The organism is Mesorhizobium sp. LNHC232B00 (assembly GCF_000502435.1).
Taxonomy (GTDB): Bacteria; Pseudomonadota; Alphaproteobacteria; order Rhizobiales; family Rhizobiaceae; genus Mesorhizobium; species Mesorhizobium opportunistum.
In genome coordinates this window covers 286,649-307,444 of record NZ_AYWP01000002.1, presented here as the reverse complement: position 1 = coordinate 307,444, position 20,796 = coordinate 286,649, and the positions used below count along the sequence as shown (strand labels likewise).

At 64.4% G+C, this 20,796-nt stretch carries 21 protein-coding genes; 6 read left to right on the top strand and 15 right to left on the bottom strand.

What is annotated here, in order from left to right:
• Window positions 1-130: 130 nt before the first annotated feature.
• From X743_RS165015 to X743_RS165035, 5 genes are all read right to left on the bottom strand, one after another.
• Entirely contained in the window at window positions 131-1,180 is a 1,050-nt protein-coding gene (locus X743_RS165015; RefSeq protein ID WP_023763934.1) for a DUF4167 domain-containing protein, read from the bottom strand.
• A 302-nt stretch (window positions 1,181-1,482) separates the two neighbouring features.
• Entirely contained in the window at window positions 1,483-2,361 is an 879-nt protein-coding gene (prmC, locus tag X743_RS165020) for a peptide chain release factor N(5)-glutamine methyltransferase (protein WP_023763933.1), read from the bottom strand.
• Window positions 2,354-3,433, bottom strand: coding sequence for a peptide chain release factor 1 (gene prfA, locus X743_RS165025; RefSeq protein ID WP_013892871.1), 1,080 nt, complete (start codon window positions 3,431-3,433; stop codon window positions 2,354-2,356). Before prfA ends, prmC begins: the two co-directional genes overlap by 8 nt.
• 10 nt (window positions 3,434-3,443) lie before the next feature.
• Window positions 3,444-5,714, bottom strand: coding sequence for a phosphoenolpyruvate--protein phosphotransferase (ptsP, locus tag X743_RS165030; protein ID WP_023763932.1), 2,271 nt, complete (start codon window positions 5,712-5,714; stop codon window positions 3,444-3,446).
• 81 nt (window positions 5,715-5,795) lie between these two features.
• A complete protein-coding gene (locus X743_RS165035) occupies window positions 5,796-7,049 on the bottom strand; it encodes an aspartate kinase (RefSeq protein ID WP_023763931.1) in 1,254 nt (417 codons plus the stop codon).
• 223 nt (window positions 7,050-7,272) lie between these two features.
• Here X743_RS165035 and X743_RS165040 point away from each other — a divergent pair, with 223 nt between their 5' ends.
• Together X743_RS165040 and ubiG are read left to right on the top strand one after the other, a co-directional pair.
• Entirely contained in the window at window positions 7,273-9,135 is a 1,863-nt protein-coding gene (locus X743_RS165040) for a CHASE3 domain-containing protein (protein ID WP_245264152.1), read from the top strand.
• A gap of 551 nt (window positions 9,136-9,686) precedes the next feature.
• Window positions 9,687-10,436, top strand: coding sequence for a bifunctional 2-polyprenyl-6-hydroxyphenol methylase/3-demethylubiquinol 3-O-methyltransferase UbiG (ubiG, locus tag X743_RS165045; RefSeq protein ID WP_023763929.1), 750 nt, complete (start codon window positions 9,687-9,689; stop codon window positions 10,434-10,436).
• Between the two features lie 78 nt (window positions 10,437-10,514).
• Here ubiG and X743_RS165050 read toward each other — a convergent pair whose 3' ends face one another.
• The gene (locus X743_RS165050) at window positions 10,515-11,405 is read right to left on the bottom strand and encodes a DMT family transporter (RefSeq protein ID WP_023763928.1); all 891 of its coding nucleotides are present in this window, start codon (window positions 11,403-11,405) and stop codon (window positions 10,515-10,517) included.
• A 96-nt stretch (window positions 11,406-11,501) separates the two neighbouring features.
• On the opposite strand from X743_RS165050, the gene X743_RS165055 reads away from it, so the two are divergent.
• Window positions 11,502-11,987, top strand: a complete 486-nt coding sequence (locus X743_RS165055) for a MarR family transcriptional regulator (protein WP_023763927.1) — start codon at window positions 11,502-11,504, stop codon at window positions 11,985-11,987.
• Between the two features lie 4 nt (window positions 11,988-11,991).
• On the opposite strand, the gene X743_RS165060 is transcribed toward X743_RS165055, so the two are convergent.
• The 4 genes from X743_RS165060 to X743_RS165075 are packed head-to-tail and all read right to left on the bottom strand — an operon-like array spanning window position 11,992 to window position 14,406.
• Window positions 11,992-12,417: a DUF1178 family protein gene (locus X743_RS165060; RefSeq protein ID WP_013892863.1), complete on the bottom strand. Its 426-nt coding sequence runs from the start codon at window positions 12,415-12,417 to the stop codon at window positions 11,992-11,994.
• Window positions 12,414-13,280 carry a carbon-nitrogen hydrolase family protein gene (locus tag X743_RS165065; protein WP_023763926.1) on the bottom strand — a complete coding sequence of 289 codons (867 nt, stop codon included), beginning with the start codon at window positions 13,278-13,280 and terminating at the stop codon, window positions 12,414-12,416. Before X743_RS165065 ends, X743_RS165060 begins: the two co-directional genes overlap by 4 nt.
• A gap of 10 nt (window positions 13,281-13,290) precedes the next feature.
• Window positions 13,291-13,560, bottom strand: a complete 270-nt coding sequence (gene grxC / locus X743_RS165070) for a glutaredoxin 3 (protein ID WP_023763925.1) — start codon at window positions 13,558-13,560, stop codon at window positions 13,291-13,293.
• Window positions 13,561-13,605: 45 nt separating this feature from the next.
• Window positions 13,606-14,406, bottom strand: a complete 801-nt coding sequence (locus X743_RS165075; RefSeq protein WP_023763924.1) for a ComF family protein — start codon at window positions 14,404-14,406, stop codon at window positions 13,606-13,608.
• Window positions 14,407-14,471: 65 nt separating this feature from the next.
• Here X743_RS165075 and X743_RS165080 point away from each other — a divergent pair, with 65 nt between their 5' ends.
• Complete coding sequence (locus X743_RS165080; RefSeq protein WP_023763923.1) at window positions 14,472-15,344, top strand: methyltransferase domain-containing protein; 873 nt, start codon at window positions 14,472-14,474, stop codon at window positions 15,342-15,344.
• 43 nt (window positions 15,345-15,387) lie between these two features.
• Here the strand turns inward: X743_RS165080 and X743_RS165085 are convergent, their stop codons facing one another.
• The 5 genes from X743_RS165085 to argJ all read right to left on the bottom strand — a co-directional run bounded on the left by X743_RS165085 (window position 15,388) and on the right by argJ (window position 18,623).
• The gene (locus tag X743_RS165085) at window positions 15,388-15,567 is read right to left on the bottom strand and encodes a Flp family type IVb pilin (RefSeq protein WP_023763922.1); all 180 of its coding nucleotides are present in this window, start codon (window positions 15,565-15,567) and stop codon (window positions 15,388-15,390) included.
• A 110-nt stretch (window positions 15,568-15,677) separates the two neighbouring features.
• On the bottom strand, window positions 15,678-15,995 hold the full coding sequence (locus tag X743_RS165090; protein WP_023763921.1) for a hypothetical protein: 318 nt from the start codon (window positions 15,993-15,995) through the stop codon (window positions 15,678-15,680).
• Between the two features lie 153 nt (window positions 15,996-16,148).
• The gene (locus X743_RS165095; RefSeq protein WP_023763920.1) at window positions 16,149-16,571 is read right to left on the bottom strand and encodes a (deoxy)nucleoside triphosphate pyrophosphohydrolase; all 423 of its coding nucleotides are present in this window, start codon (window positions 16,569-16,571) and stop codon (window positions 16,149-16,151) included.
• A gap of 28 nt (window positions 16,572-16,599) precedes the next feature.
• A complete protein-coding gene (locus X743_RS165100) occupies window positions 16,600-17,352 on the bottom strand; it encodes a GNAT family N-acetyltransferase (RefSeq protein WP_031250572.1) in 753 nt (250 codons plus the stop codon).
• 29 nt (window positions 17,353-17,381) lie between these two features.
• Window positions 17,382-18,623 (bottom strand): bifunctional glutamate N-acetyltransferase/amino-acid acetyltransferase ArgJ, encoded by a 1,242-nt coding sequence (argJ, locus tag X743_RS165105; protein ID WP_023763919.1) that lies wholly within the window; start codon window positions 18,621-18,623, stop codon window positions 17,382-17,384.
• A 168-nt stretch (window positions 18,624-18,791) separates the two neighbouring features.
• Here argJ and X743_RS165110 point away from each other — a divergent pair, with 168 nt between their 5' ends.
• Both X743_RS165110 and X743_RS165115 read left to right on the top strand, forming a co-directional pair.
• Window positions 18,792-20,021, top strand: coding sequence for a caspase domain-containing protein (locus X743_RS165110; RefSeq protein ID WP_023763918.1), 1,230 nt, complete (start codon window positions 18,792-18,794; stop codon window positions 20,019-20,021).
• 112 nt (window positions 20,022-20,133) lie between these two features.
• Complete coding sequence (locus X743_RS165115) at window positions 20,134-20,733, top strand: TetR/AcrR family transcriptional regulator (RefSeq protein ID WP_023763917.1); 600 nt, start codon at window positions 20,134-20,136, stop codon at window positions 20,731-20,733.
• Window positions 20,734-20,796 lie beyond the last annotated feature (63 nt).

Sequence of the window (20,796 nt, the reverse complement as noted above, 5' to 3'; positions counted from 1 at the left end):
TCCTTCCGTCACCGGCCCGCTTTGCGGCACCGGATCAGATTACGGTGACGGACCCGCCCATTCGAGCCGGATCCAGTTCAGCCGAGATATGGTGCATAGGCCATGCCGTCTCAAGACGCCTTGATATCGGTCAACGCATAATATTCCACGTCAGCCCAAACGAAAACGGCGGAGATTTCTCCCCGCCGTTCAATGTCTTGAGATGCCCTCGATCAGTTGTCGATATCGGTGGTGGCCGGCTCGGCATTGNCTCGGCATTGCCGCTGTCGGCGGGGGCCGTGGTCATCTCACCCGTATCGGCGTTGCCGCCACCGGCGTCGACCTGGTCGGCATTGGTGCGAGGACGGCGCGGACGCCGCGGGCGGCGGGCGGCACCGCTCTCGGCGGCTGCCTCCTTGAGTTCGGCCTGGGCCGCCAGACCGGCGGGCGAAAAATTCTCGAATGATGGAGCTGGCTCGGCTGCCGCAACGCTCTCGGCCGGCGACGCGGCTTCTTCCGCCTGAACCGGGGCGTCGTTGCGCTGCTGCTGGCCGCCTTGCTCTGCGGAAGCATAATCGCGCTGGCCGTTCTGGCCATAGCCGCCATTGGGGCGGCGATCACGGTGGCGTCCGCCATTGTCGCGGCCGCCATTGTTGCGCCCGCTATTGTTGTCACGCCCGCCATCACGATTATCGCGGCCGCTTTCCCGGTTCAGCGCCACCTCGGCCGGCATGCCCTCGATCACCGGTTGCGGCCCGGCGCCATGGTTGACCACCGGAACTTGCGGTTCGGAACCAACGTTGCCGCCGTTTCCTGCCCCATTGCCGGACCCGGCATTGTCGAACTCGTCGCGATCCTCGTCGCCGTCATCATCGAAATCGTCGCGATTCTGCTGGACGTTCTGGATCGGCATCTGCGCCTGGGCGGCGGCAATGATGCGATTGTAATGTTCTGCGTGCTGGAGATAGTTCTCCGCCATGACCCGGTCGCCGGAGCTTTGCGCGTCACGTGCCAGGGTGGCGTATTTTTCGGCGATCTGCTGAGCCGATCCACGGATCTTTACGTCCGGACCGTTGCTCTCGTAATTGCGCGTCAGGGGATTCGGCCCCTTGCGGTTGTTGTTGTTGTTATTGTTATTGCCGCCGCCGCCGCCATTGTTGTTGCGACCGCGCATGCGCCTGTTCTGCTGTTGTGGCCTCATTCGACTCTCTTCATTTTGAAATTTTTGAAAACTCGTAACGAACGGTGGCGCTCATGCAGCCAGCCGTTCGGTTTCTTCACCGGCGTTCGCCCGCATCAATTGCGTTGGCGCCACGTGCCATCCTGTTCCGGTTACATCACTTGCCGGACGATTCCCGCACGAAGCTTGGGCGTCGTTTGCGCAAGAAGGCAGCTATTTCCAAGGAAACCGAATCGCTAAGAGCACTGCCTGCTTCGTCTCATCCGGTTAAGGCGACCCTAGCCGCATTCCCCGGCATTGCCAAGCGCTTTTTTCGCACTGCGTCAAGGCTTTCCCCGTTGAAAGACAAGAACCCTGTCGTTTCCACCAAGGTCGCGGAAAGCACCGACCAGTCCATAACCCGCAGACCTGAATATATCCGTAACTTCGTCCTGCTGCGTGCGGCCGATCTCGACCGCAACCCTGCCTTCGGCTTCCAGAAACCTTGCCGCCTCGGCGGCGATGATCCTGTAGGGGTTCAGCCCATCCACGCCGCCATCGAGGGCCAGGCGCGGGTCGAAATCGCGGACTTCGTCCTGCAGATTTCCAATGTCTTGAGAAGTTATATAGGGAGGGTTTGCGGCAATTACATGGTATCGGCCCGAAACTTTTTCGAACCAGTCCGACTGCAGCGCCGTGAACCGGCCGCCGAGCCCGAGTTGCCCGGCATTGCCGGTCGCCGTCGCCAGCGCACCGGGGGCGATATCGACACCGGTGGCGGTCGCGGCCGGCTCGGCGCTGAGCAGCGCCAGGGCGATGGCGCCCGTCCCCGTGCCGAGATCGAGGATGCGGCATGCGCCCTCGCGCGCCGCGATTGCCTTGACGAACGGCAAGATCGCCTCGACCAGCGTTTCGGTATCCGGCCGTGGCTCCAGGGTTTCGGGCGACAGCGACAGGCGCAAACCGTAGAATTCCCGATAGCCGAGGATGCGATGCACCGGTTCGCCACCGGCCCTTCGTCTCAAGGCGGCGTCGATCGCCTCGATGGCGCGCCCGTGAACCTTGAGCTCCGGATCGGCAATCGCTTGGGTGCGCGTGGTACCGGAAAAATGCTCGACGATCAGCCTGGCGTCGAGCGTCGGATCATCGACAGCGGCGGCCACGAGCCGAGCCCGCGCTTCCCGCAGCAGCGGCCCCAGCGCCTCTGGCAGGCTGTCAGCCATCAAGGCCGATATCGGCGAGCAGCTTCGACTGGTGATCGGCGATCAGCGCGTCGATGACTTCGTCGAGCTCGCCCATCATCACCCGGTCGAGCTTGTAGAGCGTCAGGTTGATGCGATGGTCGGTGACGCGGCCTTGCGGGAAATTGTAGGTGCGGATGCGCTCCGAACGGTCGCCGGAGCCGACCTGCGACTTGCGAGCCTCCGAGCGTTCCTCGTCCGCCTTGCTGCGCTCCATGTCGTAGAGCCGGGCGCGCAGGATCTGCATGGCCTTCGCCCGGTTCTGATGCTGCGACTTTTCCGCCTGCACCACCATGATGCCGGTCGGCAAATGGGTGATGCGCACCGCCGAATCGGTGGTGTTGACGTGCTGGCCGCCCGAGCCGGAGGCCCTCATCGTGTCGATGCGGATATCTTCGGCGCGAATGTCGATATCGACCTCTTCGGCTTCCGGCAGCACTGCTACGGTGGCGGCGGAGGTGTGGATGCGGCCGCTGGCTTCGGTCGCCGGCACGCGCTGCACGCGATGCACGCCGGATTCGAATTTCAGATGGGCAAAGACGCCTCTGCCGGAAATGGTGGCGATGATTTCCTTGAAGCCGCCGGCATCGCCGTCGCTGGCCGACACCGTCTCGAAGCGCCAGCCATGTTCGGCGGCATAGCGCTCATACATGCGAAACAGATCGCCGGCGAAGAGCGCGGCCTCGTCGCCGCCGGTGCCGGCGCGAATTTCGAGGATGGCGTTCTTGTCGTCAGCGGCATCCCTGGGCAGCAGCAGGAGTTGGATATCCTTCTGCAGCGCCTCGATGCGCTCCTCGACACCAGGCAGATCCGCCTCGGCCAGTGCCCGCATCTCGGCATCGGTGCCCTTGTCGGCGAGCATCGCCTCGAGATCGGCCTGCTCATGCTCGGCCGAGCGCAGCGCCCGAACCTTGGCCACCATCTCCTGCAGCTCTGCATATTCGGATGCCATCTTCACATAGGCGTCCGGCGCCGGTCCGGCCGACATCTGCGCCTCGAGCATCTCGAAACGCTTGACGACTTGATCCATACGATCGCGTGGCAGGTTGACCATGATGAGGCAGCTACAATGGGATCGAGCGGTCGTCGGCAAAGGCCTGCAGCAGCGCCCGCATGGGCAACCCCTGCGCCGGCGCCATCAGATTGTCGTCGAAGAACGCCTTCAATTCTTCCAGCGGCAGCTCCGTCAGCATCGCCTTGACCGGGCCGATCGAGGCCGGCGACATGGAGATCGAGCGGAAACCGAGGCCGATGAGTGCCATCGCCGAAATGGGTTTTCCGGCGAGTTCGCCGCACAGGGTGACCGGCGTGTGGTTGCGGGCACCGGCGTCGGCGATCTGCTTGAGCACGCGCAGGAACGGCGCCGACAGCGTGTCGAAGCGGTTGGCCAGCTGCGTGTTGCCGCGGTCGACCGCCATGACGAACTGGAACAGGTCGTTCGATCCGACCGAGACGAAGTCGACGGCCTTCATCAATTCGTCGAGTTGGAACAGCAGCGAGGGCACTTCCAGCATGGCGCCGAGCTTGAGGCTGGTCGGCAGATGATGGGCGAAGCGCGACAGATGCCGCACCTCGCGGTCGATGATCTCGCGCGCCTGGGCGATCTCGCCGAGCTCGGTCACCATCGGCAGCATCAGCTTGAGCTCGCGCCCGCCGCTGGCCTTCAGCAGGGCGCGGATCTGCGTGCGCAACAGTCCGGGACGGTCGAGCGTCAGGCGGATTGCTCGCCACCCGAGCGCCGGGTTCTCTTCCTGGATGGCGCCCTTGAAATAAGGCAGCACCTTGTCGCCGCCGATATCGATGGTGCGGAAGGTGACCGGCTTGCCGCGTGCCGCCTCGAGCACGTCGCGGTAGAGTTTCTCCTGGGCCTCGGCACGGGGAAAGGTCGAGGCGACCATGAACTGCAATTCGGTGCGGAACAGGCCGATGCCGGCCGCGCCGGCTTCGGCCAGTTGCGGAAGGTCGACGGCCAGCCCGGCATTCATCAAGAGATCGACCTGGACACCGTCCTTGGTCGTCGACGGCTTCTTGCGCAGCTCGCGATAGACCTCTTGCCGGCGTGCCCTGAAACGCACCTTTTCGGCATAGGCGGCTTCGAGATCGGACTGCGGCCGCAGATGGATCGCGCCTTCCTCGCCGTCGACGATGATGGCATCGCCGTTCTCCGCCATGGAGACGGCGCCCTTCATCTGGCCGGCCACCGGAATGCCCATGGCGCGGGCGACGATGACGACATGGCTGGTGGCCGCGCCATCCTCGAGCACCAGCCCGCGCAATTTGTCGCGGGGATAGTCGAGCAGTTCGGCCGCGCCCATCGAACGGGCGACGATGATGGCATCCTTCGGCAGCGAGGCGGCGACATCCTCCGGCCCGCGCCCCATAAGCTGGCGCAGCAGCCGGTTGGCGAGGTCGTCGAAATCGCTCATCCGCTCGCGCAGATAAGGATCGGTCATGTGCAGCATGCGCGCACGCATGTCGCTCTGCACCTTTTCGACCGCCGCCTCGGCCGTCAGGCCGTTGCGGATCGCCTCTTCCAGCCGGCGCACCCAGCCGCGGTCATTGGCGAACATGCGGTAGGCTTCCAGCACCTGGCGATGCTCGCCTTCGAAGGCGACGTCGCGGCGTTCCAGCATGTCGTCGATCGACAACCGCAGCGACCCGAGCGAGGCTTCGAGCCGCCGGACCTCCTCCTCGCTGTCCTCGTTGAACAGATTGGTGACGACGATGCGCGGCTCATGCAGCACGACGTGGCCAAGCCCGACGCCATCGTTGAACGACAGGCCGGTGAAGCTGACCGGGCGGCGCAAATCGAGTTCGAGGCCGGGCCGGGTCAGCCGCGCCAGATCGCCGGTGGCGATCATCTCGGCGATCACCATCGCGGTGGTTTCCAGCGCCTCGACCTCGTCGTCACGGTAGTGGCGCATGGTCTTGTTCTGGACGACCAAGACGCCCAGCGTGCGCCCTGCCCGCAGCACCGGCACGCCGAGGAAGGAATTGTAGATCTCCTCCCCGGTCTCCGGCAGGTAGGCGAAGGCCGGGTGTTCCTGCGCGTTGGACAGGTTGAGCGGCCGCGCGCTCGCCGCGATCGTGCCGACCAGGCCTTGTCCCAGCCTGAGCTGCGCCAGGTGGACGGCGTTCGGGTTCAGGCCTTCGGTGGCATAGAGTTCGAGCACCGAATCGGCGCGCAGCACATAGAGCGAGCACACTTCGGCGACCATGTTGGAGGCGATGTCGCGCACGATCCGGTCGAGCCGCTCCTGCGGCTCCAGCGGCTCCTGCATGAGCTCGCGGAGCCGTTTGAGCAAAACGCGCGGGCCACTGGCCTGATCACGCATCGCGGCTTGTTCTCCAATGGGCTTCTTGCCGGCGCAGTTTCCGCCGCGGCCGGCACTCACGCAACAACTGATTCAGTCTTGCTACTGCTTATCGAGACCGTAGACGGAATGCAAAGTACGAACCGCGAGTTCAGTGTATGGACCGTCGATCAGTATCGAAATCTTGATCTCGGAGGTCGTGATCGCGCGGATATTGATCGAACGGTCGGCCAGCGCCTTGAACGCGGTGGCGGCGACGCCGGCATGGCTTCTCATGCCGATGCCGATGACCGAAACTTTCGACATGCCGGCTTCAGACTGCACGACGTCGTAGCCGACCTCGGCTTTCAGCCGGTCGAGCACGGCAAGCGCCTTGTCGAGGTCGCCCGACGGCACGGTAAAGGTCATGTCGGTGAACTTGCCGTCCTCGGAGATGTTCTGGACGATCATGTCGACATTGATGTTGGCCTCGGCCAGCGGCCCGAAGATGCCGGCGGCGACGCCTGGCCGGTCGCCGACGCGGCGCAGAGAAATCTGGGCCTCGTCCTTGGCGTAGGCAATTCCGGTGACGACCTGCTGTTCCACGATCTCTTCCTCGTCGCAAATGAGCGTTCCCGGAGGATTGAGCAAATCCCCCATTCCGGGCGCATCGGGATCGTCGAAGGACGACCGCACGAAGGTACGCACCCTGTGCACCATGGCAAGCTCGACCGAACGCACCTGCAGAACCTTGGCGCCGAGCGAAGCCATTTCAAGCATTTCCTCGAACGAAATCTTGGCCAGCCGCCGCGCCTTCGGCTCGATGCGCGGATCGGTGGTGTAAACCCCGTCGACGTCGGTGTAGATGTCGCAACGGTCGGCCTTGACAGCGGCAGCGATGGCCACCGCGCTGGTGTCGGAGCCGCCACGGCCAAGCGTGGCGATGCGATTGTCGGGCCCAATGCCCTGGAATCCGGCGATCACCGCCACCTGGCCTTCGCCGAAGCGCTTGATCAGGAAGGCGCCGTCGATGTCGAGGATGCGCGCCGCGCCATGCGCGTTGTCGGTCTTGATCGGGATCTGCCAGCCCTGCCAGGAGCGCGCATGCACGCCCATGTTCTGCAAGGTGATCGCCAGCAGGCCCGCAGTGACCTGCTCGCCCGAGGCGACGACCGCGTCATATTCGCGTGCGTCATGCATCGGCGAGGCTTCGCGCGTCCATTGCACCAATTCATTGGTCTTGCCGGCCATCGCTGAGACCACGACAGCCACCTCATGGCCGGCGTCGACCTCGCGTTTGACGTGACGCGCCACATTGCGGATGCGGGCGATGTCGGCGACGGAGGTTCCGCCGAATTTCATCACGATACGCGCCATGGAAGCGAAATGCCTTTGACTGAAGCCGGCCAGGAGCCGAAAGCGGGAGAAAGCGCCCGGCTGACGCCGGCCGCTGAATGCGCGGCCTCCTTAGCCAAATGATGACGGTTTCGCAAGGCTGGCGGCTGATCGCCGCTTTCAAGAAGGCAGCATATTGCCTTCCAAGCTTGCGCCGCTTACCAAATATTGCCCGCGAGAAATTTCTTTTGGTTCGGCAAAATAGATGATTGCCCGTCTTCGGCGTGCCATGCGATGGCAGTCGGTACCACTCGTCACCGGCTTCGCCGTGTTGGCGATGATCGTCGGCACCCGTGCCGTGCTCGTCGAAAACCAACGAGCCAATCGCGCCGCCGCTCGCGAGACAATCGAATATCAAGAGTTGCTGTCGGGGTTGCTTTCAATGGCGCAGGACGCCGAGAGCGGCCAGCGCGGCTATCTCTTGACCGGTGAGAAATCCTATCTCGAACCTTACCGGAAGGCCGTCGATGCCATTCCGGGACAGCTCTCCCGCATCGGCGCCATGACGGCTTCGGACGACCAAATCGTCCAGCAGATCAATCATATCAAGGATGCGCTTTCGCAAAAGCAGGCTGAACAGGCCCGGACGATTGCCCTCTATGACAAGGGCGACGCTGCCGCGGCGCTGCAACTGGTCCGCAGCGGCCAGGGCAAGGCCGCCATGGACGAAATCCGCGCCAGCATGGATACGATCCGCCGCATCAGCGCCGCCGACATCGCCGCACGCGACGAACAAACGGACCGGGTTGAAGCCTGGCTGCGCATCGGTTCGCTGGCGGCCCTTCTGGCGATCTTCCTCCTCGGCGTCTACACCATCCGCGAATCCCGCCGCCGCTTCCGCGACGTTGTGGTCGGCCAGGAAGAGCTGATGCGCAAGAACATCGAACTCGGCAACGAGATCCAGACACGTGAAAAGGCCGAGTCCCAGATACGCCAGATGCAGAAAATGGAGGCCGTCGGGCAACTGACCGGCGGTATCGCTCACGATTTCAACAACATGCTGGCGGTGATCATCAGCGCCATGAACCTTGCCCAGCGCAAGCTGAAGCGCGGCGAGTACGACCTGGAAAAGCTCATCGAGGCCGCGACCGACGCGGCCAGCCGCGCCGCCAAGCTGACCTCGCGTCTGCTTGCCTTCTCGCGCCAGCAGCCGCTCGCGCCGCAGGTCGTCGACACCAATCGCCTGGTGACCGGCATGTCCGACCTTTTGCGTCGTGCCCTGGGTGAAGGCATCCGAATCGAAACGGTGCTGGCGGGCGGCCTGTGGAAAACCCACGCCGACCCAAGCCAGATCGAAAACGCGATCCTCAACCTGGCCGTCAATGCCCGTGACGCGATGGGCGAAGATGGCAAGCTGACCATCGAGACCGCCAACAGCCATCTCGACGACGGTTACGCTGCCACCCATGCCGACGTGATCCCCGGCCAATATGTGATGATCGCCGTCAGCGATACCGGCGAGGGCATGTCGGCGGATGTGATGGCGAGGGCATTCGAGCCTTTTTTCACGACCAAGCCGGTCAACAAGGGCACGGGACTTGGGCTGAGCCAGGTGTTCGGCTTCGTCAAGCAATCGGGGGGCCACGTCAAGATCTACTCCGAACGGGACCAGGGCACGACGGTCAGGATCTACCTGCCGCGCTTTTTCGGACCGGAGGAGCCGGCAATACCGGCCGAGCGCGGCGACAGCACCGCCAAGGTCACCGAGACGATCCTCGTGGTCGAGGACGATGCCCAAGTGCGGGCGGCCACGACGGACGCCATGCGCGAACTCGGCTATGAGGTCATCCACGTTGGAAGCGGTCAGGAGGCGCTTGAGAAGCTGGCCGCCACACCTGGCATTGCCCTTCTCTTCACCGACATCGTCATGCCGGTGATGAACGGCCGCAAGCTCGCTGAGGAGGCGGTGGCGCGCCAACCCGGCCTGAAAGTCATCTTCACCACTGGTTTCACCAGGAATGCCGTCGTCCACAACGGCGTGCTCGACCATGACGTGAACTTCTTGGCCAAGCCGTTCACCATCGAGCAACTGGCCGCGAAGCTGCGCGAGGTGCTGGACACGAAATAATGCATGTTGGCCGCCAGAACTCCGCTTCAGCCCGACGCGGCCACGCCTGTCCATAAGCCGGGATAGTCGACGACGAAGCCGTTTGGACGAAGATGGCCTGTCCCTTGAGACGGAACCTGTCGTCGGTTTGCGAAAGCAGGCAAGCTTCGTGTCCTTCCACATCCAGCCGGCGCCACAGGATCGAAGCCGTCTTCCGTGTCATCGTCGTCTCTCTAACTCAAAGCCTATCCTCTCTTCGCCCGCCAGGCCGATCGTGTTTCGCCCCAATGCCCGGCTGGTGACATGTCCTGACAAGGCGGGGCCTGACAAGGCGGGGCCTGATAGGGCTGGTCCTGACAGGGCGGGTCCTGACAGGGCGGGTCCTGACAGGGCGGGTTGCTCTGCCAGTGGAGGAAAAATGCTGCCTTGACATTCGCGGCCTCACGCCCGACTTCCTAGCGCATGGCCCCGAAATCGATCTCGATTTCGGGGTCATGCGCAGATTCAAAGTGCTACAGCGTCCTTTGCGCGTCCAAGGACATGCGGCGCTGCAGTGCCGAGGAGACCAACCGATGCCCGAGCCCCGACGATCGACGATCGATGCCGGAGAGGTGGAACGCTTTTCCGCCCTTGCCGCGGAGTGGTGGAACCCGAACGGCAAGTTTCGTCCGTTGCACAAATTCAATCCGGTCCGGCTTTCCTACATCCGCGACCAGATAGCGGTGCGCTTCGGCCGTGACCCGCGCGCGGCGCGGCCTTTCGAAGGTCTGCGCATCCTCGACATCGGCTGCGGCGGCGGCCTCCTGTGCGAGCCGATGGCCCGGCTTGGCGCCGAGGTGGTGGGCGCCGACGCTTCGGCGACCAACATCGAAGTGGCGAAGCTGCACGCGGCCGACGGCAATGTGAGCGTTGATTATCGCGCCACGACCGCCGAGGACCTTGCCGACGCCGGCGAGACGTTCGACGTCATCCTCAACATGGAAGTGGTCGAGCATGTCGCCGACATCGACCTGTTTGTCGCCAAATGCGGGCAGATGGTCCGCCCCGGCGGCATCATGTTCGTGGCCACCATCAACCGCACGCTGAAGGCACTGGGTCTCGCCATCATCGGCGCCGAATATGTATTGCGCTGGCTGCCGCGCGGCACCCACCAATTCGGCAAGCTGGTGCGCCCGGAAGAGCTGGAAAAGGCACTCGGCGGCGCCGGCCTGACCGTCATCGATCGCACCGGCGTCACCTACAATCCGCTTGCCGATCGTTGGTCACGGTCGAAGGACATGGACGTCAACTACATGGTGCTGGCCGAAAAGGCATCGGTCTGACGACCACACTCCCTGGAGAAATGACCGGCATCCAAGGCCGGAGCCCGGCGGCGGAGGTGCCGACTAGATCCAGAATAGCTACGGCTTCTGGCTTTGCGCCCTGGTGGTGATGATGACGCCGATGGTGATGATGACCGCACCGGCCCAGGTCAGCAGCCGATAGTGCTCGCCAAGAAAAATCGTGCCGGCAAACAGCCCGACGGCGGCCGCCACATAGCCGATCTGGCTGAGATAGACCGGGCCGCCGACCGCCTGCAGCCGGAAGAAGAAGGCGAACATCGCCGCGGCCGACGCAACCTGCCCGACGACGACCAGCGGCACGCCGCCGAGCGGTGCGAAAGCCCTGACGCCGAACAACGCAAGTATGCCGGCGAGCAGCAGCGTCGCCGCTGCCAGATGGCTGCCGACGGCCAGTTCGATCGGCCCGGTATCCTGCGGCCAGTCGATGGTGCGGTAGATGTTGCCGGCGGCAAGGCTGACCGGGATCAGCAGGCCCATCACCACCCAGAACAGATCGGCGGGCTGGCCGGCCTCGCCGCGTGTCACCGCCACCATGACGGCGCCGACGAAGCCGACGGCGATGCCGATGATGCCGAGAAGGTTGGGGCGCCGGACGCGCAGCAGAATCGAAAACACCAGCGTGATGACGGGCGACAGCGTGAACATGATGCCGGTGTAGCCGGCCCCCAGATGCGGTATGGCCGAGAACATCAAGAGATTGGGGACGGCGTAGGATACCGCCGCGGTGACGAAGAAATAGCGCAGTTTGTGGGCGCTGAGCCGGATGCGCTGGCCGCGTGCCAAGAGCACGCACAGCAGCACGCCGCCGGCCCCGAACGAGATGACGAAGGCCCAGACCATGGCCGGCACCCCAGCCGCCGTTGCAAGCTTGCCGAAAGGCAGCGTCAGGCCGAGCAAGCCACCGGTGACGATGAGCAGGCCGAGCGCCGAATCCCAGAGAAATTTCATTTGATCGAGCCCTGTCGTGCGGCCCTTGGCCGGCATTGAATCTTGCGGTAAGATAATGCAAAGATTCTTAACGTCAAGATATATAGCGGTGAGACAATGGACAGGGCAGCGCGAGCGATCGAGCAGTGGAAACGGGAGCGACCGGACCTGGATGTCTCGCCGATGGGCGTACTCGGACGGCTCAACGAGGCATCGTCCCTGATCGCCCGCGATCGCCTCGCGCCATTGTTTGCCCGTTACGGTTTGCAGTCCGGGGAGTTCGATGTGCTGGCGACGCTGCGCCGCTCCGGATCACCCTACGCGCTGACGCCGACCGCGCTTTACGAAGCGACGATGGTGACGTCGGGCGCCATGACCAACCGGCTCGACCGGCTCGAGACATCCGGATTGATCTCGCGCGGACCGCACCCCAACGACCGGCGTGGCATTGTGGTGCGGCTGACCGAAAAAGGCCTTGCGCTCATCGACGAGGCTGTCACCGCGCACGTCGCCAACGAACACGAGATCCTCGCGGGCCTGACACAGGCCGAACGGGAAACGCTGTCGCGCCTGCTTGGGAAATTGATCGGCAGTATGGGCTAACCGCTCAGTTGCGGTCGTCCGGGAACACTGGGATCGGCATGAAGTCGACGCCGTCCTCGGCGAGGCTCTTGGCCTCGTCCAGCGTCGCCTCGCCATAGATGCCCCGCGCATCGGTTTCGCCGAAGTGGATTTTTCGGGCTTCCTCGGCGAACTTGTCGCCGACATAGTCGGCATTCTCGCGCACCTTCTCGGCCATCGCCTTCAACTGCGCCAGAGCCTGCTTCTGCGCCTCGCCCATGGCGAGTGCTATCGTTTCCTGCTTGCGGGCCGTGGAAACGGCGGGCGCCATCAAGGCCTTCTGCACCTTGTGCGAGCCGCAGCTCGGGCAGTCGACAAAGCCGCGCTTCTTCTGGGTGTCGAAATCGTCATTGCTGCGAAACCAGCCCTCGAACTCGTGCTCGTTCTCGCAGATCAAGGAAAAACGGATCAAGAGGCAGCACCCCTGAGAAGCGGCGCCTCCGCTGAACCGGCATTGACGATGAAATCCCGCGCATTCTTCAAATTGGGGATCTTCTTGCGCGCCGCTGTCGATTGCGCCGGGTCGATCTCGGCGACGATCACACCGGGCTCGTCATGCGCGGCCTCGGCGATGATGCGGCCCCACGGATCGACGATCAGCGAATGCCCAAAAGTCTCGCGGCCATCCTCATGCAGGCCGCCTTGCGCTGCGGCAACGACATAGGCGCCATTCTCGATGGCGCGAGCCCTCAGCAGCACATGCCAGTGGGCCTCGCCCGTCTGGCGGGTGAAGGCGGCGGGTACGGTCAAAACATCCGCGCCGGACATGGCCTCGGCTCGGAACAGTTGCGGGAAACGCAGATCATAGCAGACCGCGAAGCCAAGCCTGGCGCCCGCGATCTCGGTCACGACGGCCTCGGTGCCCGGTTCGTAAGCGGCGGATTCGCGCCAGCTCTCGCCATTGTCGAGATCGACGTCGAACATGTGGATCTTGTCGTAGGTGGCGAGCGTGGCGCCATCGGGTCCGAACAGCAGCGCCCGGTTGGCGAGCTTGCCGTCGGCACGCAGGATCGCGGTCGAGCCGATATGCAGGAAGACGCCGAGTTCGCGCGCCAGCCTGCGAGCGGTCGCGACAACGATGTCGTTGTCTTCGGAGGTGAAGGAAGCGGCACGCGCTTCCTTGTCGCGGATCAGCGCTCCGGTCATTTCCGGTGTCTGGATGTAGGTCGCGCCTTGCGCCGCGGCTTCGCGCACCAGCCGTTCGACATCGACCGCATTGCGCTCCGGGCTCTCGCCTGAACGCATCTGGACCGCAGCAGCCTTGAAAACACCCATCGTCACACCCTCAAATCGTCGCGCCGTTGGCGAGCAGCCTGTCCAGCCGGCCTTCGGCCTCCAGTTCATGGAGTTCGTCGCAGCCACCGACATGCATATCGCCGATGAAAATCTGCGGAAAGGTCGTGCGCCCGTGAGCACGCGAAATCATCTCTTGCCGCAGTTCCGGCGAAAACGAGGCATCATGCTCGGTATAGGCGACACCCTTGCGCTCCAGCAGCCGCTTGGCTGCCGTGCAGTAGCCGCACATCATGCGCGTATAGATCGTGACATCGGCCATGACGAATTCCGTAGTCTCTTCCAAGCTCATACGTCCATTGCCGACTTATATAGTCGCGGACTCGTCCGCCCGAAAGTCCCCCGGCAACACACGGGCAAAGGTCAGCACGTCGACTGCGGCAGCACCTCCCTTTTTCAGCGCCTTGGTAGCGGAACGCACGGTGGCGCCGGTGGTGTAGACATCGTCGACCAGAAGCACCCTGCGGCCGGCAATCTCGATCTCGGCTTCCACCGGCACCCGGAAAGCGGCGCGCACATTGTCCTCGCGTTCCTGCCGCTCCAGCCCGACCTGCTGCCGGGTGAGCTTGACGCGCCGCATCGCCGAGGGTGCGAAAGACAGGCCGCTGAGTTCGCAGACCGCGCGCGCCAGTTCCGCCGACTGGTTGAACCGCCGCCTGAAGAAACGCCGCCAATGCAGCGGCACCGGCACCACCACATCGGCCTCGGCGATGAGGTCGGCGCCGGCGCGCACCATCCAGCGCGCCATCCATGGGGCAAGATCCGTACGATCCTGGTATTTCAGCCCCTGCACCATCTGGCGGGCAACGCCGGAATAGGCAACGGCCGCCCGCGCCCGGTCGAAGGGCGGCGGATCGGCAATCGCCTCGGCCGACAGAAAGCCTTCGCCCATGTGGTGCGTGAACGGCGTGCCCATCACCGGACACCAGGGCCGTTCCAGAAGTCGCAGCTTCGGCCAGCAGGCGCCGCACAGCACGCCGGGCTGCGAGACATGCCGGCGGCAGCCGGCGCAAACCGGCGGAAACAGGATGCGCGCCGGCCAGCCGAGGGCCGAGCGGGCCAGGCTTCCGATCTCGACGGACTTGATCTTGGACCTCGGATCGGCCACGTGGTTGGTTCTCCGTACCGGCTATACCAGGTATATCAGGGCGCGGACAAACAAGGATCCGCCCGTTGCAGCCGATAATGGATACCTCTCTGTGGCTGGCGCACAAGCGGCGCGCGCTTGACGCTCCGGTTGACGGTGCCGATTTCCTCATGAACCGCGCCGCCGAGGACCTTGCCGACCGGCTGGGTGCCGTCGAGCGCAGGTTCGGCAAGGCGGCGGTGCTGTTTTGCCAGACACCGGCCGCGGCCAACGTCCTCGCCGCGAGCGGCAAGGTGACGGAGATCGTCCGCGTCGAGACGGACGCGGCTTTCCTGGACGGTGCCGCAGGCATGATCGCACCGCTGGAAACCGTGCCGTTCGAGCCGGAAAGCCTCGATCTGGCGGTGTCGCTTCTGTCGCTGCAGGCGATGAACGACATTCCGGGCATGCTGATCCAGATCCGCCGCGCGCTGCGGCCGGACGGACTTTTCCTCGGCGCCTTCGCGGGCGCCGGCACGCTCGGTGAATTGCGCGAAAGCCTGCTTGCGGCCGAGACCGAGCTTTACGGCGGCGCCAGCCCGCGCGTCATCCCGTTCACCGACGTGCGCGATGCCGGTGCGCTTTTGCAGCGGGCCGGTCTCGCCCTGCCGGTCGCCGATGTCGAAACCGTGACGGTGCGCTATGCCAACCTGTTTGCCCTGATGGCCGACCTGCGCGCCATGGGCGAAACCAGCGCGCTTGCCGACCGCAGCCGGCGGCCGGGTTCACGCAAGCTGTTCGCGCGTGCCGCCGAAATCTACGGCGAGCGGTTTTCCGACCCTGATGGCCGGATAAGGGCGAGTTTCTCGCTCGTCTGGATGTCCGGCTGGGCGCCCGATGCGTCGCAGCAAAAACCGCTGAAGCCAGGTTCGGCAAAGGTATCGCTGAAGACTGTGCTGGAAGGGCCTGAAAAGCATTGAACTGTCCGCGACGCGGGCAAGCCAGGATCAATGCGCGCCAAGGTCAACGCGCGAAAGCGTTGGCAAGCCTGCTGCCATTGTCGCTGAACAGCCAGGTGATCGAGTTGAAGACTTGGCCGATGCCGCCAATGATGGTCAGCGACAGCACGCAGACAATCAAGGCGTATTCGACGGCGGTGGCGCCGGTCTCATCCGTCAGAAAACGCAGCAGCACTGTTTTCATCGCCTCGATCCCTCTTGCCGGAACCCTACCGCCGATCTGTTAAGAAAGGTTAACGGCAAAGGCTTAACGGGCGGTGAAATCACCGCCCTCTGGAAAATCTCTTAACCATATCAGCAGTCGCCGCTGCTCCTGCCGTCGGACCGAATGATGCAGACTGAACTTGGCTGAGCCTGCAGCACGCTGCGACGCACCGTATAGATGCTGCGATGACTGACCGAACCCGTGGCCGTCATGTCGAGACCACCGGAAAAATCGTCACGAACCGATTGCGAGCGCGTCCGGCTGTCGAGGAAAGGTGTCGCGATCAGCGCCAGTGCCACCGCGGCCGAGCCGAACAGCAGGGTGATGCGCAGCACCCCCATGCCGGCATCGGCGACACGAAAGCTGCGGTCGGACCGGATCGAGTCCCAATCCCTGTCTAGGCTCATGCTGTCGCTCCCCAGCGAATCGGCGGCACGGCCGCGACAACACGGCCATGCATCAATTTTTCATGATGAGATAAATCTTCCATTAACGCCGGCTGATATGGCCCGATACCGTGGATCTGGCTCGGCCACCGGCGGCATGTGGCCTTGCCCTGCTCACAGAAGATCGATGAGGAACGGGATCAGCGGAGCATCGGCCGGAGGCATCGGATAGTCGCGCATCTGCTTGGGCCGCACCCATTTCAGCGCCTGCCCTTCCCTGGGCTGGGCAATGCCGCGGAAACGGCGGCAGATGAACAGCGGCATCAGAAGATGGAAGTCGTCATAGGAATGGCTGGCGAAGGTGAGTGGCGCCAGGCATGGGATCTCGGTCTCGATGCCGATCTCCTCCTGCAGTTCGCGGATGAGGCATTGTTCCGGCGTCTCGCCGGGCTCGACCTTGCCGCCGGGGAATTCCCACAGGCCGGCAAGCTGCTTGCCTGGCGGTCGCTGCGCCAAGAGCACGCGGCCATCGGTATCGACCAGCGCACAGGCCGCGACCAGCAGCAGGCGCTTGCCCGTGCTTGCTAGATCATTCATGTATTCACCAGCTCATTCCTGCCCAACGTCACTCATGACCGGGCGGCCGGCGGTAGTGGTAGCGATAGACTTCCTCGAAGCCGAGCGAATGGTAGAGTGCCAACGCCGGCACGTTGCCGGCCTCGACCTGCAGCCAAGCCTCCCGCGCGCCGCGCAGCCGTGCCCATTTCAGCGCCGACAAGATCAGGTTGCGGCCATGGCCCTTGTTGCGCGCCGACCTGTCGGTCGCCACCTCGAACAGCCCGGCAAGATCGCCGTCATGCACGCAGATCAGCGTCGCCAGCGGTTCTGCCCCGTCTTCGAGCGCGAACAGCCCGGCTTCGGGCTGAATGGCGCCGATGATCTCCGACAGGCCGGGCCGCAAGGAAACATCCGAGCCGCTGACCTTGAGCGAGGCGCCGATGAAGCGGCTGATGTCCTTGAGCGGTATCTGGTCCATGGCGGTGTCGAGCTGCGCGGCCGCCAGCGGCAGCCGCATGACCAGGGATTCGTCGAACCGGTTCCAGCCCTCCTTGTCGAGATGACTGGCCAGATCAGGCCCAGACAGCGGCGACATGCGGAAGGTCAGCGGCCGGCCATAGGCGTCGAAACGGCGGCTGGCGCGGCCGATACGGTCGGCCATGTGCTGCGTGTCGCCGGGATCGAGCGGATTGACCGAATTCAGGCGCTTGGCCGGATGGCCGGCGGTCAGCCGCACCACCCAGGTGCCGTCGTAATGGACCGCGGCCGCCGGCCAGGCGCGAAAGCCGGCCGCCTCGTAGCGGCGCACGGTTGCGAGCATGCTTGCCGGATGGCGCGAAACCAAGGCGATCAGCTCCTGTAGTCGCCGTTGATGGCGACATATTCCTTGGTGAGATCGCAGGTCCACACCGTCGCCTTGCCGCGGCCGATGCCGATATCGGCGCGGATGCGGATGTCGTCGCGCTTCATGTAGGCCGAAGTCTTCTCTTCCGAATAGGCCGCATCGCGTTCGCCCTCATGCGCCAGCCGGTTGTCGCCGAACCAGATCGACAGCCTGTCGCGATCGGCTGGCTCGCCGGCTTTGCCGACAGCCATGACGACGCGGCCCCAATTGGCGTCCTCGCCGGCAACCGCCGTCTTGACCAGCGGCGAATTGGCGATCGACAGCGCGATGCGCTTGGCCGAGCGCGCCGATTTCGCCCCGGTGACGGTGACTTCGACCTGCTTGCGGGCGCCCTCGCCGTCACGCACCACTTGCAGCGCCAGCGACTTCAGCACCTTGCCGAGCGCCCGGCGGAACGCGCCGAGACGGGCATCCCTGGGATCGGTGATTTCAGGCGCGCCGCGTTGGGCGGCCTTGCCGGTGGCAAAGATCAGCAGCGTGTCGCTGGTCGAGGTGTCGCTGTCGACGGTGACCGCGTTGAAGGTCTTGGCGGTGCCGCGCGACAAAAGATCCTGCAGCACGGGAGCCGCGATCGGCGCATCGGTGGCGACGAAGGACAGCATCGTCGCCATGTCCGGCGCGATCATGCCGGCGCCCTTGGAAATGCCGTTGATGGTGACATCGGTGTCACCGAGCTTGACGGTCTGCGTGGCCACTTTCGGATAGGTGTCCGTGGTCATGATGGCCTTGGCCGCCTCGGTCCACAGATCCGGCTTGCCGTCGCTGACCAGGCCGGCCAGCAGATGGCTGAATTTCGTGGTGTCGAGCGGTTCGCCGATGACACCGGTCGACGCCAGAAAAACCTCTCCCGCCGTGCAGCCGGCCGCCTTGGCCGCCGCCTCGCCTGTCAGCGCGGTGGACTCGCGGCCCTTCTTGCCGGTGAAGGCATTGGCGTTGCCGGAATTGACGACCAGCACCCGGGCCTTGCCGGGGCCGAGGTTCTGCCGGCAGAAATCGACCGGCGCCGAGGGGCATTTCGACTTTGTGAAAACGCCGGCGACCGTGGTGCCCGCGTCGAAGACCATGGCCAGGAGGTCGGTGCGGTTCTTGTACTTTATCCCCGCTTCGGCGGTGGCGATGCGCACGCCCTCGACAACAGGCATCTTGGGGTATTTCTTCGGCGCGAGCGGCGAAATCGTCGTGGACATGGGGACCTCGGGCGGGAAAATCGCAAGGGGAAGGCCGGTTTGCCCGATACGAAGCCCATGCGCAAGGGCGTTTTCGCCGCGCCTGCCGGGCGCGAAACCACCGCGGATCAAGCTTGCGTTTCAAATCTGTTGGCATCGCCGGGGGCTGTGGCGCTATCATCGCTTCCCATGGGCAGGCTTGCGATCCTCGCTTGGGCGTTTCTGGGACTTTTGCTGCTGGGCGCCGACGCTGAGCCGCAACGGCGCGTCGCGCTCGTCATCGGCAACGGCACCTATGCCGAAGCCGGCACTCTGGCCAATCCGGTGAACGACGCGCTCGATATCGCCGACAAGCTGCGCTCGATCGGCTTCGAGGTCATCGAAGGCAACGACCTCGGCAAGCGCGAGCTCGAACGCAAGATCGGCGAGTTCTCGGATGCCCTGCAGGGCGCCGGCGCCGGGCTTTTCTACTATGCCGGCCATGGCCTGCAGGTGGACGGCCGCAATTATGTCGTGCCGGTCGACGCCAGGCTCGACATGCCGGTGAAGCTCCAGCTCGAAGCGGTGCCGATCGACGAAGTCCTCGACATCATGGAACAGCAAACCAAGGTCAGCCTGGTGTTTCTCGATGCCTGCCGCAACAATCCGTTTGCCCGCAGCTTGAGCCGCAGCGCCACAACCCGCTCGGCGAACGCGCTGGCGGGGCTGGCGCAATTCGATTCGACGCGCGGCTCCTTCATCGCCTTCTCGACGGCGCCGGGTGCGGTCGCCATGGACGGCACCGGGCGCAACTCGCCCTTTGCCGCCGCCTTGCTGCGGCACATCGCCGAGCCCGGCCAGAGCATCAACGACGTGATGATCGCGGTGCGCCGCGATGTGGTCTCGCAAACGCGCGAGGCCCAGCGACCATGGGAACAGGGTTCGCTGCTCGAACGCTTCGAGTTCGTGCCGGGCGGCGAGCCGGTGCTGTCGCCCAAAGTGGCGGCGGCACCCGCGCCGGCCCCGCAGGTCGCTGCACTCGAGCGCTCCGTGGGCGACGACAAGGCCTCGATCGAAAAATTCCTGCGCCAGGACTATCTGGGGCCGGACACCAGGGCGATAGCCGGCACCGTCCAGCGGCTCTACGGTTCGTCCGCCTCCATTTTCGGCGCACGCTACGACGCCGCCGCCATCCTCAAGATGAAGGCCGACTGGTTCGCGCAATGGGCTTCGTGGTCGCTTGGCCTGGAACCCGGCAGCCTGGAGATCACGCCGCATGGGGAGGATCGCGCCGATGCCGCTTTCGCCATGCGCTACGACTATGTGCCGAAGGACAAGTCGGCGGCACGGCTGACCGGCAAGGCGCGCGTCACGCTCGGGCTGGTCAAGGCCGAGGACGGGTGGCGCATCGAGTCGGAAACCTCGCAAGCGATGCAATGAACGGCGGGACGACCGCGCTGCGGCTTCGCCTGATTCGAAGAAAACGGCCCGTTTCGTTTCATCGCGCGCTCACCTATGATTGCCGGCGAAACTGTTGGCGAGGACGACGGGAATGGCCGAGGACGCGGATCCGGCACGCAAATCGATTGGCGCCAGGCGCAATCCCGACAGCGCCGAAGCCATTCTGGAAGCCGCCGAAGCCGTGCTGGTTGAGGCCGGCTATGCAGGCTTTTCGATCGAAGCCGTGGCGCGCCGCGCCCGTGCCGGCAAGCCGACCATCTACCGCTGGTGGCCGAGCAAGGCGGCATTGCTGCTCGAAGTCTACCAGCGCCAGAAACGCGTCGACGTGCCCGATACCGGAAAACTGGAGGAGGATCTCGTCGGCTTCCTGGAGAACCTCTTCGCGCATTGGCGCGAGACATCGTCGGGCAGCGTGTTCAGGTCGCTGATCGCCGAGGCGCAGACGGACGAAACCGCGGCGACAGCCCTTGCCGGCTATGCCGGCGGACGCCGCACCCATACCGGGCAGATCATCGAGCGCGCCAAGGCCAGGGGCGAGATCGCCAACGATATCGATCCGGCCGTGGTCGCCGATCTCGTCGCTTCCTATGCCTGGCGGCATCTCCTGACCAACCGGCTCGATGAGCCCGAGGCGACGATACGCAAGGTGGTCCACTATCTCCTGCAAGGCATAGCGGCATCAGGCAGATAGTGGCGGCCAACAAAAAAAGGGCGCGGCAACCCTTGGCTGCCGCGCCCTTTTTGAAAAACGTCG

Excerpts from the sequence above, each read along its gene's own strand:
- prmC (WP_023763933.1), bottom strand. The coding sequence starts at position 2,361 with ATGGCTGACAGCCTGCCAGAGGCGCTGGGGCCGCTGCTGCGGGAAGCG.
- prfA (WP_013892871.1), bottom strand. The coding sequence starts at position 3,433 with ATGGTCAACCTGCCACGCGATCGTATGGATCAAGTCGTCAAGCGTTTC.
- ptsP (WP_023763932.1), bottom strand. The coding sequence starts at position 5,714 with ATGCGTGATCAGGCCAGTGGCCCGCGCGTTTTGCTCAAACGGCTCCGC.
- X743_RS165035 (WP_023763931.1), bottom strand. The coding sequence starts at position 7,049 with ATGGCGCGTATCGTGATGAAATTCGGCGGAACCTCCGTCGCCGACATC.
- X743_RS165040 (WP_245264152.1), top strand. The coding sequence starts at position 7,273 with ATGATTGCCCGTCTTCGGCGTGCCATGCGATGGCAGTCGGTACCACTC.
- ubiG (WP_023763929.1), top strand. The coding sequence starts at position 9,687 with ATGCCCGAGCCCCGACGATCGACGATCGATGCCGGAGAGGTGGAACGC.
- X743_RS165050 (WP_023763928.1), bottom strand. The coding sequence starts at position 11,405 with ATGAAATTTCTCTGGGATTCGGCGCTCGGCCTGCTCATCGTCACCGGT.
- X743_RS165055 (WP_023763927.1), top strand. The coding sequence starts at position 11,502 with ATGGACAGGGCAGCGCGAGCGATCGAGCAGTGGAAACGGGAGCGACCG.
- X743_RS165065 (WP_023763926.1), bottom strand. The coding sequence starts at position 13,280 with ATGGGTGTTTTCAAGGCTGCTGCGGTCCAGATGCGTTCAGGCGAGAGC.
- grxC (WP_023763925.1), bottom strand. The coding sequence starts at position 13,560 with ATGGCCGATGTCACGATCTATACGCGCATGATGTGCGGCTACTGCACG.
- X743_RS165085 (WP_023763922.1), bottom strand. The coding sequence starts at position 15,567 with ATGAAAACAGTGCTGCTGCGTTTTCTGACGGATGAGACCGGCGCCACC.
- X743_RS165090 (WP_023763921.1), bottom strand. The coding sequence starts at position 15,995 with ATGAGCCTAGACAGGGATTGGGACTCGATCCGGTCCGACCGCAGCTTT.
- X743_RS165095 (WP_023763920.1), bottom strand. The coding sequence starts at position 16,571 with ATGAATGATCTAGCAAGCACGGGCAAGCGCCTGCTGCTGGTCGCGGCC.
- X743_RS165100 (WP_031250572.1), bottom strand. The coding sequence starts at position 17,352 with ATGCTCGCAACCGTGCGCCGCTACGAGGCGGCCGGCTTTCGCGCCTGG.
- argJ (WP_023763919.1), bottom strand. The coding sequence starts at position 18,623 with ATGTCCACGACGATTTCGCCGCTCGCGCCGAAGAAATACCCCAAGATG.
- X743_RS165110 (WP_023763918.1), top strand. The coding sequence starts at position 18,792 with ATGGGCAGGCTTGCGATCCTCGCTTGGGCGTTTCTGGGACTTTTGCTG.
- X743_RS165115 (WP_023763917.1), top strand. The coding sequence starts at position 20,134 with ATGGCCGAGGACGCGGATCCGGCACGCAAATCGATTGGCGCCAGGCGC.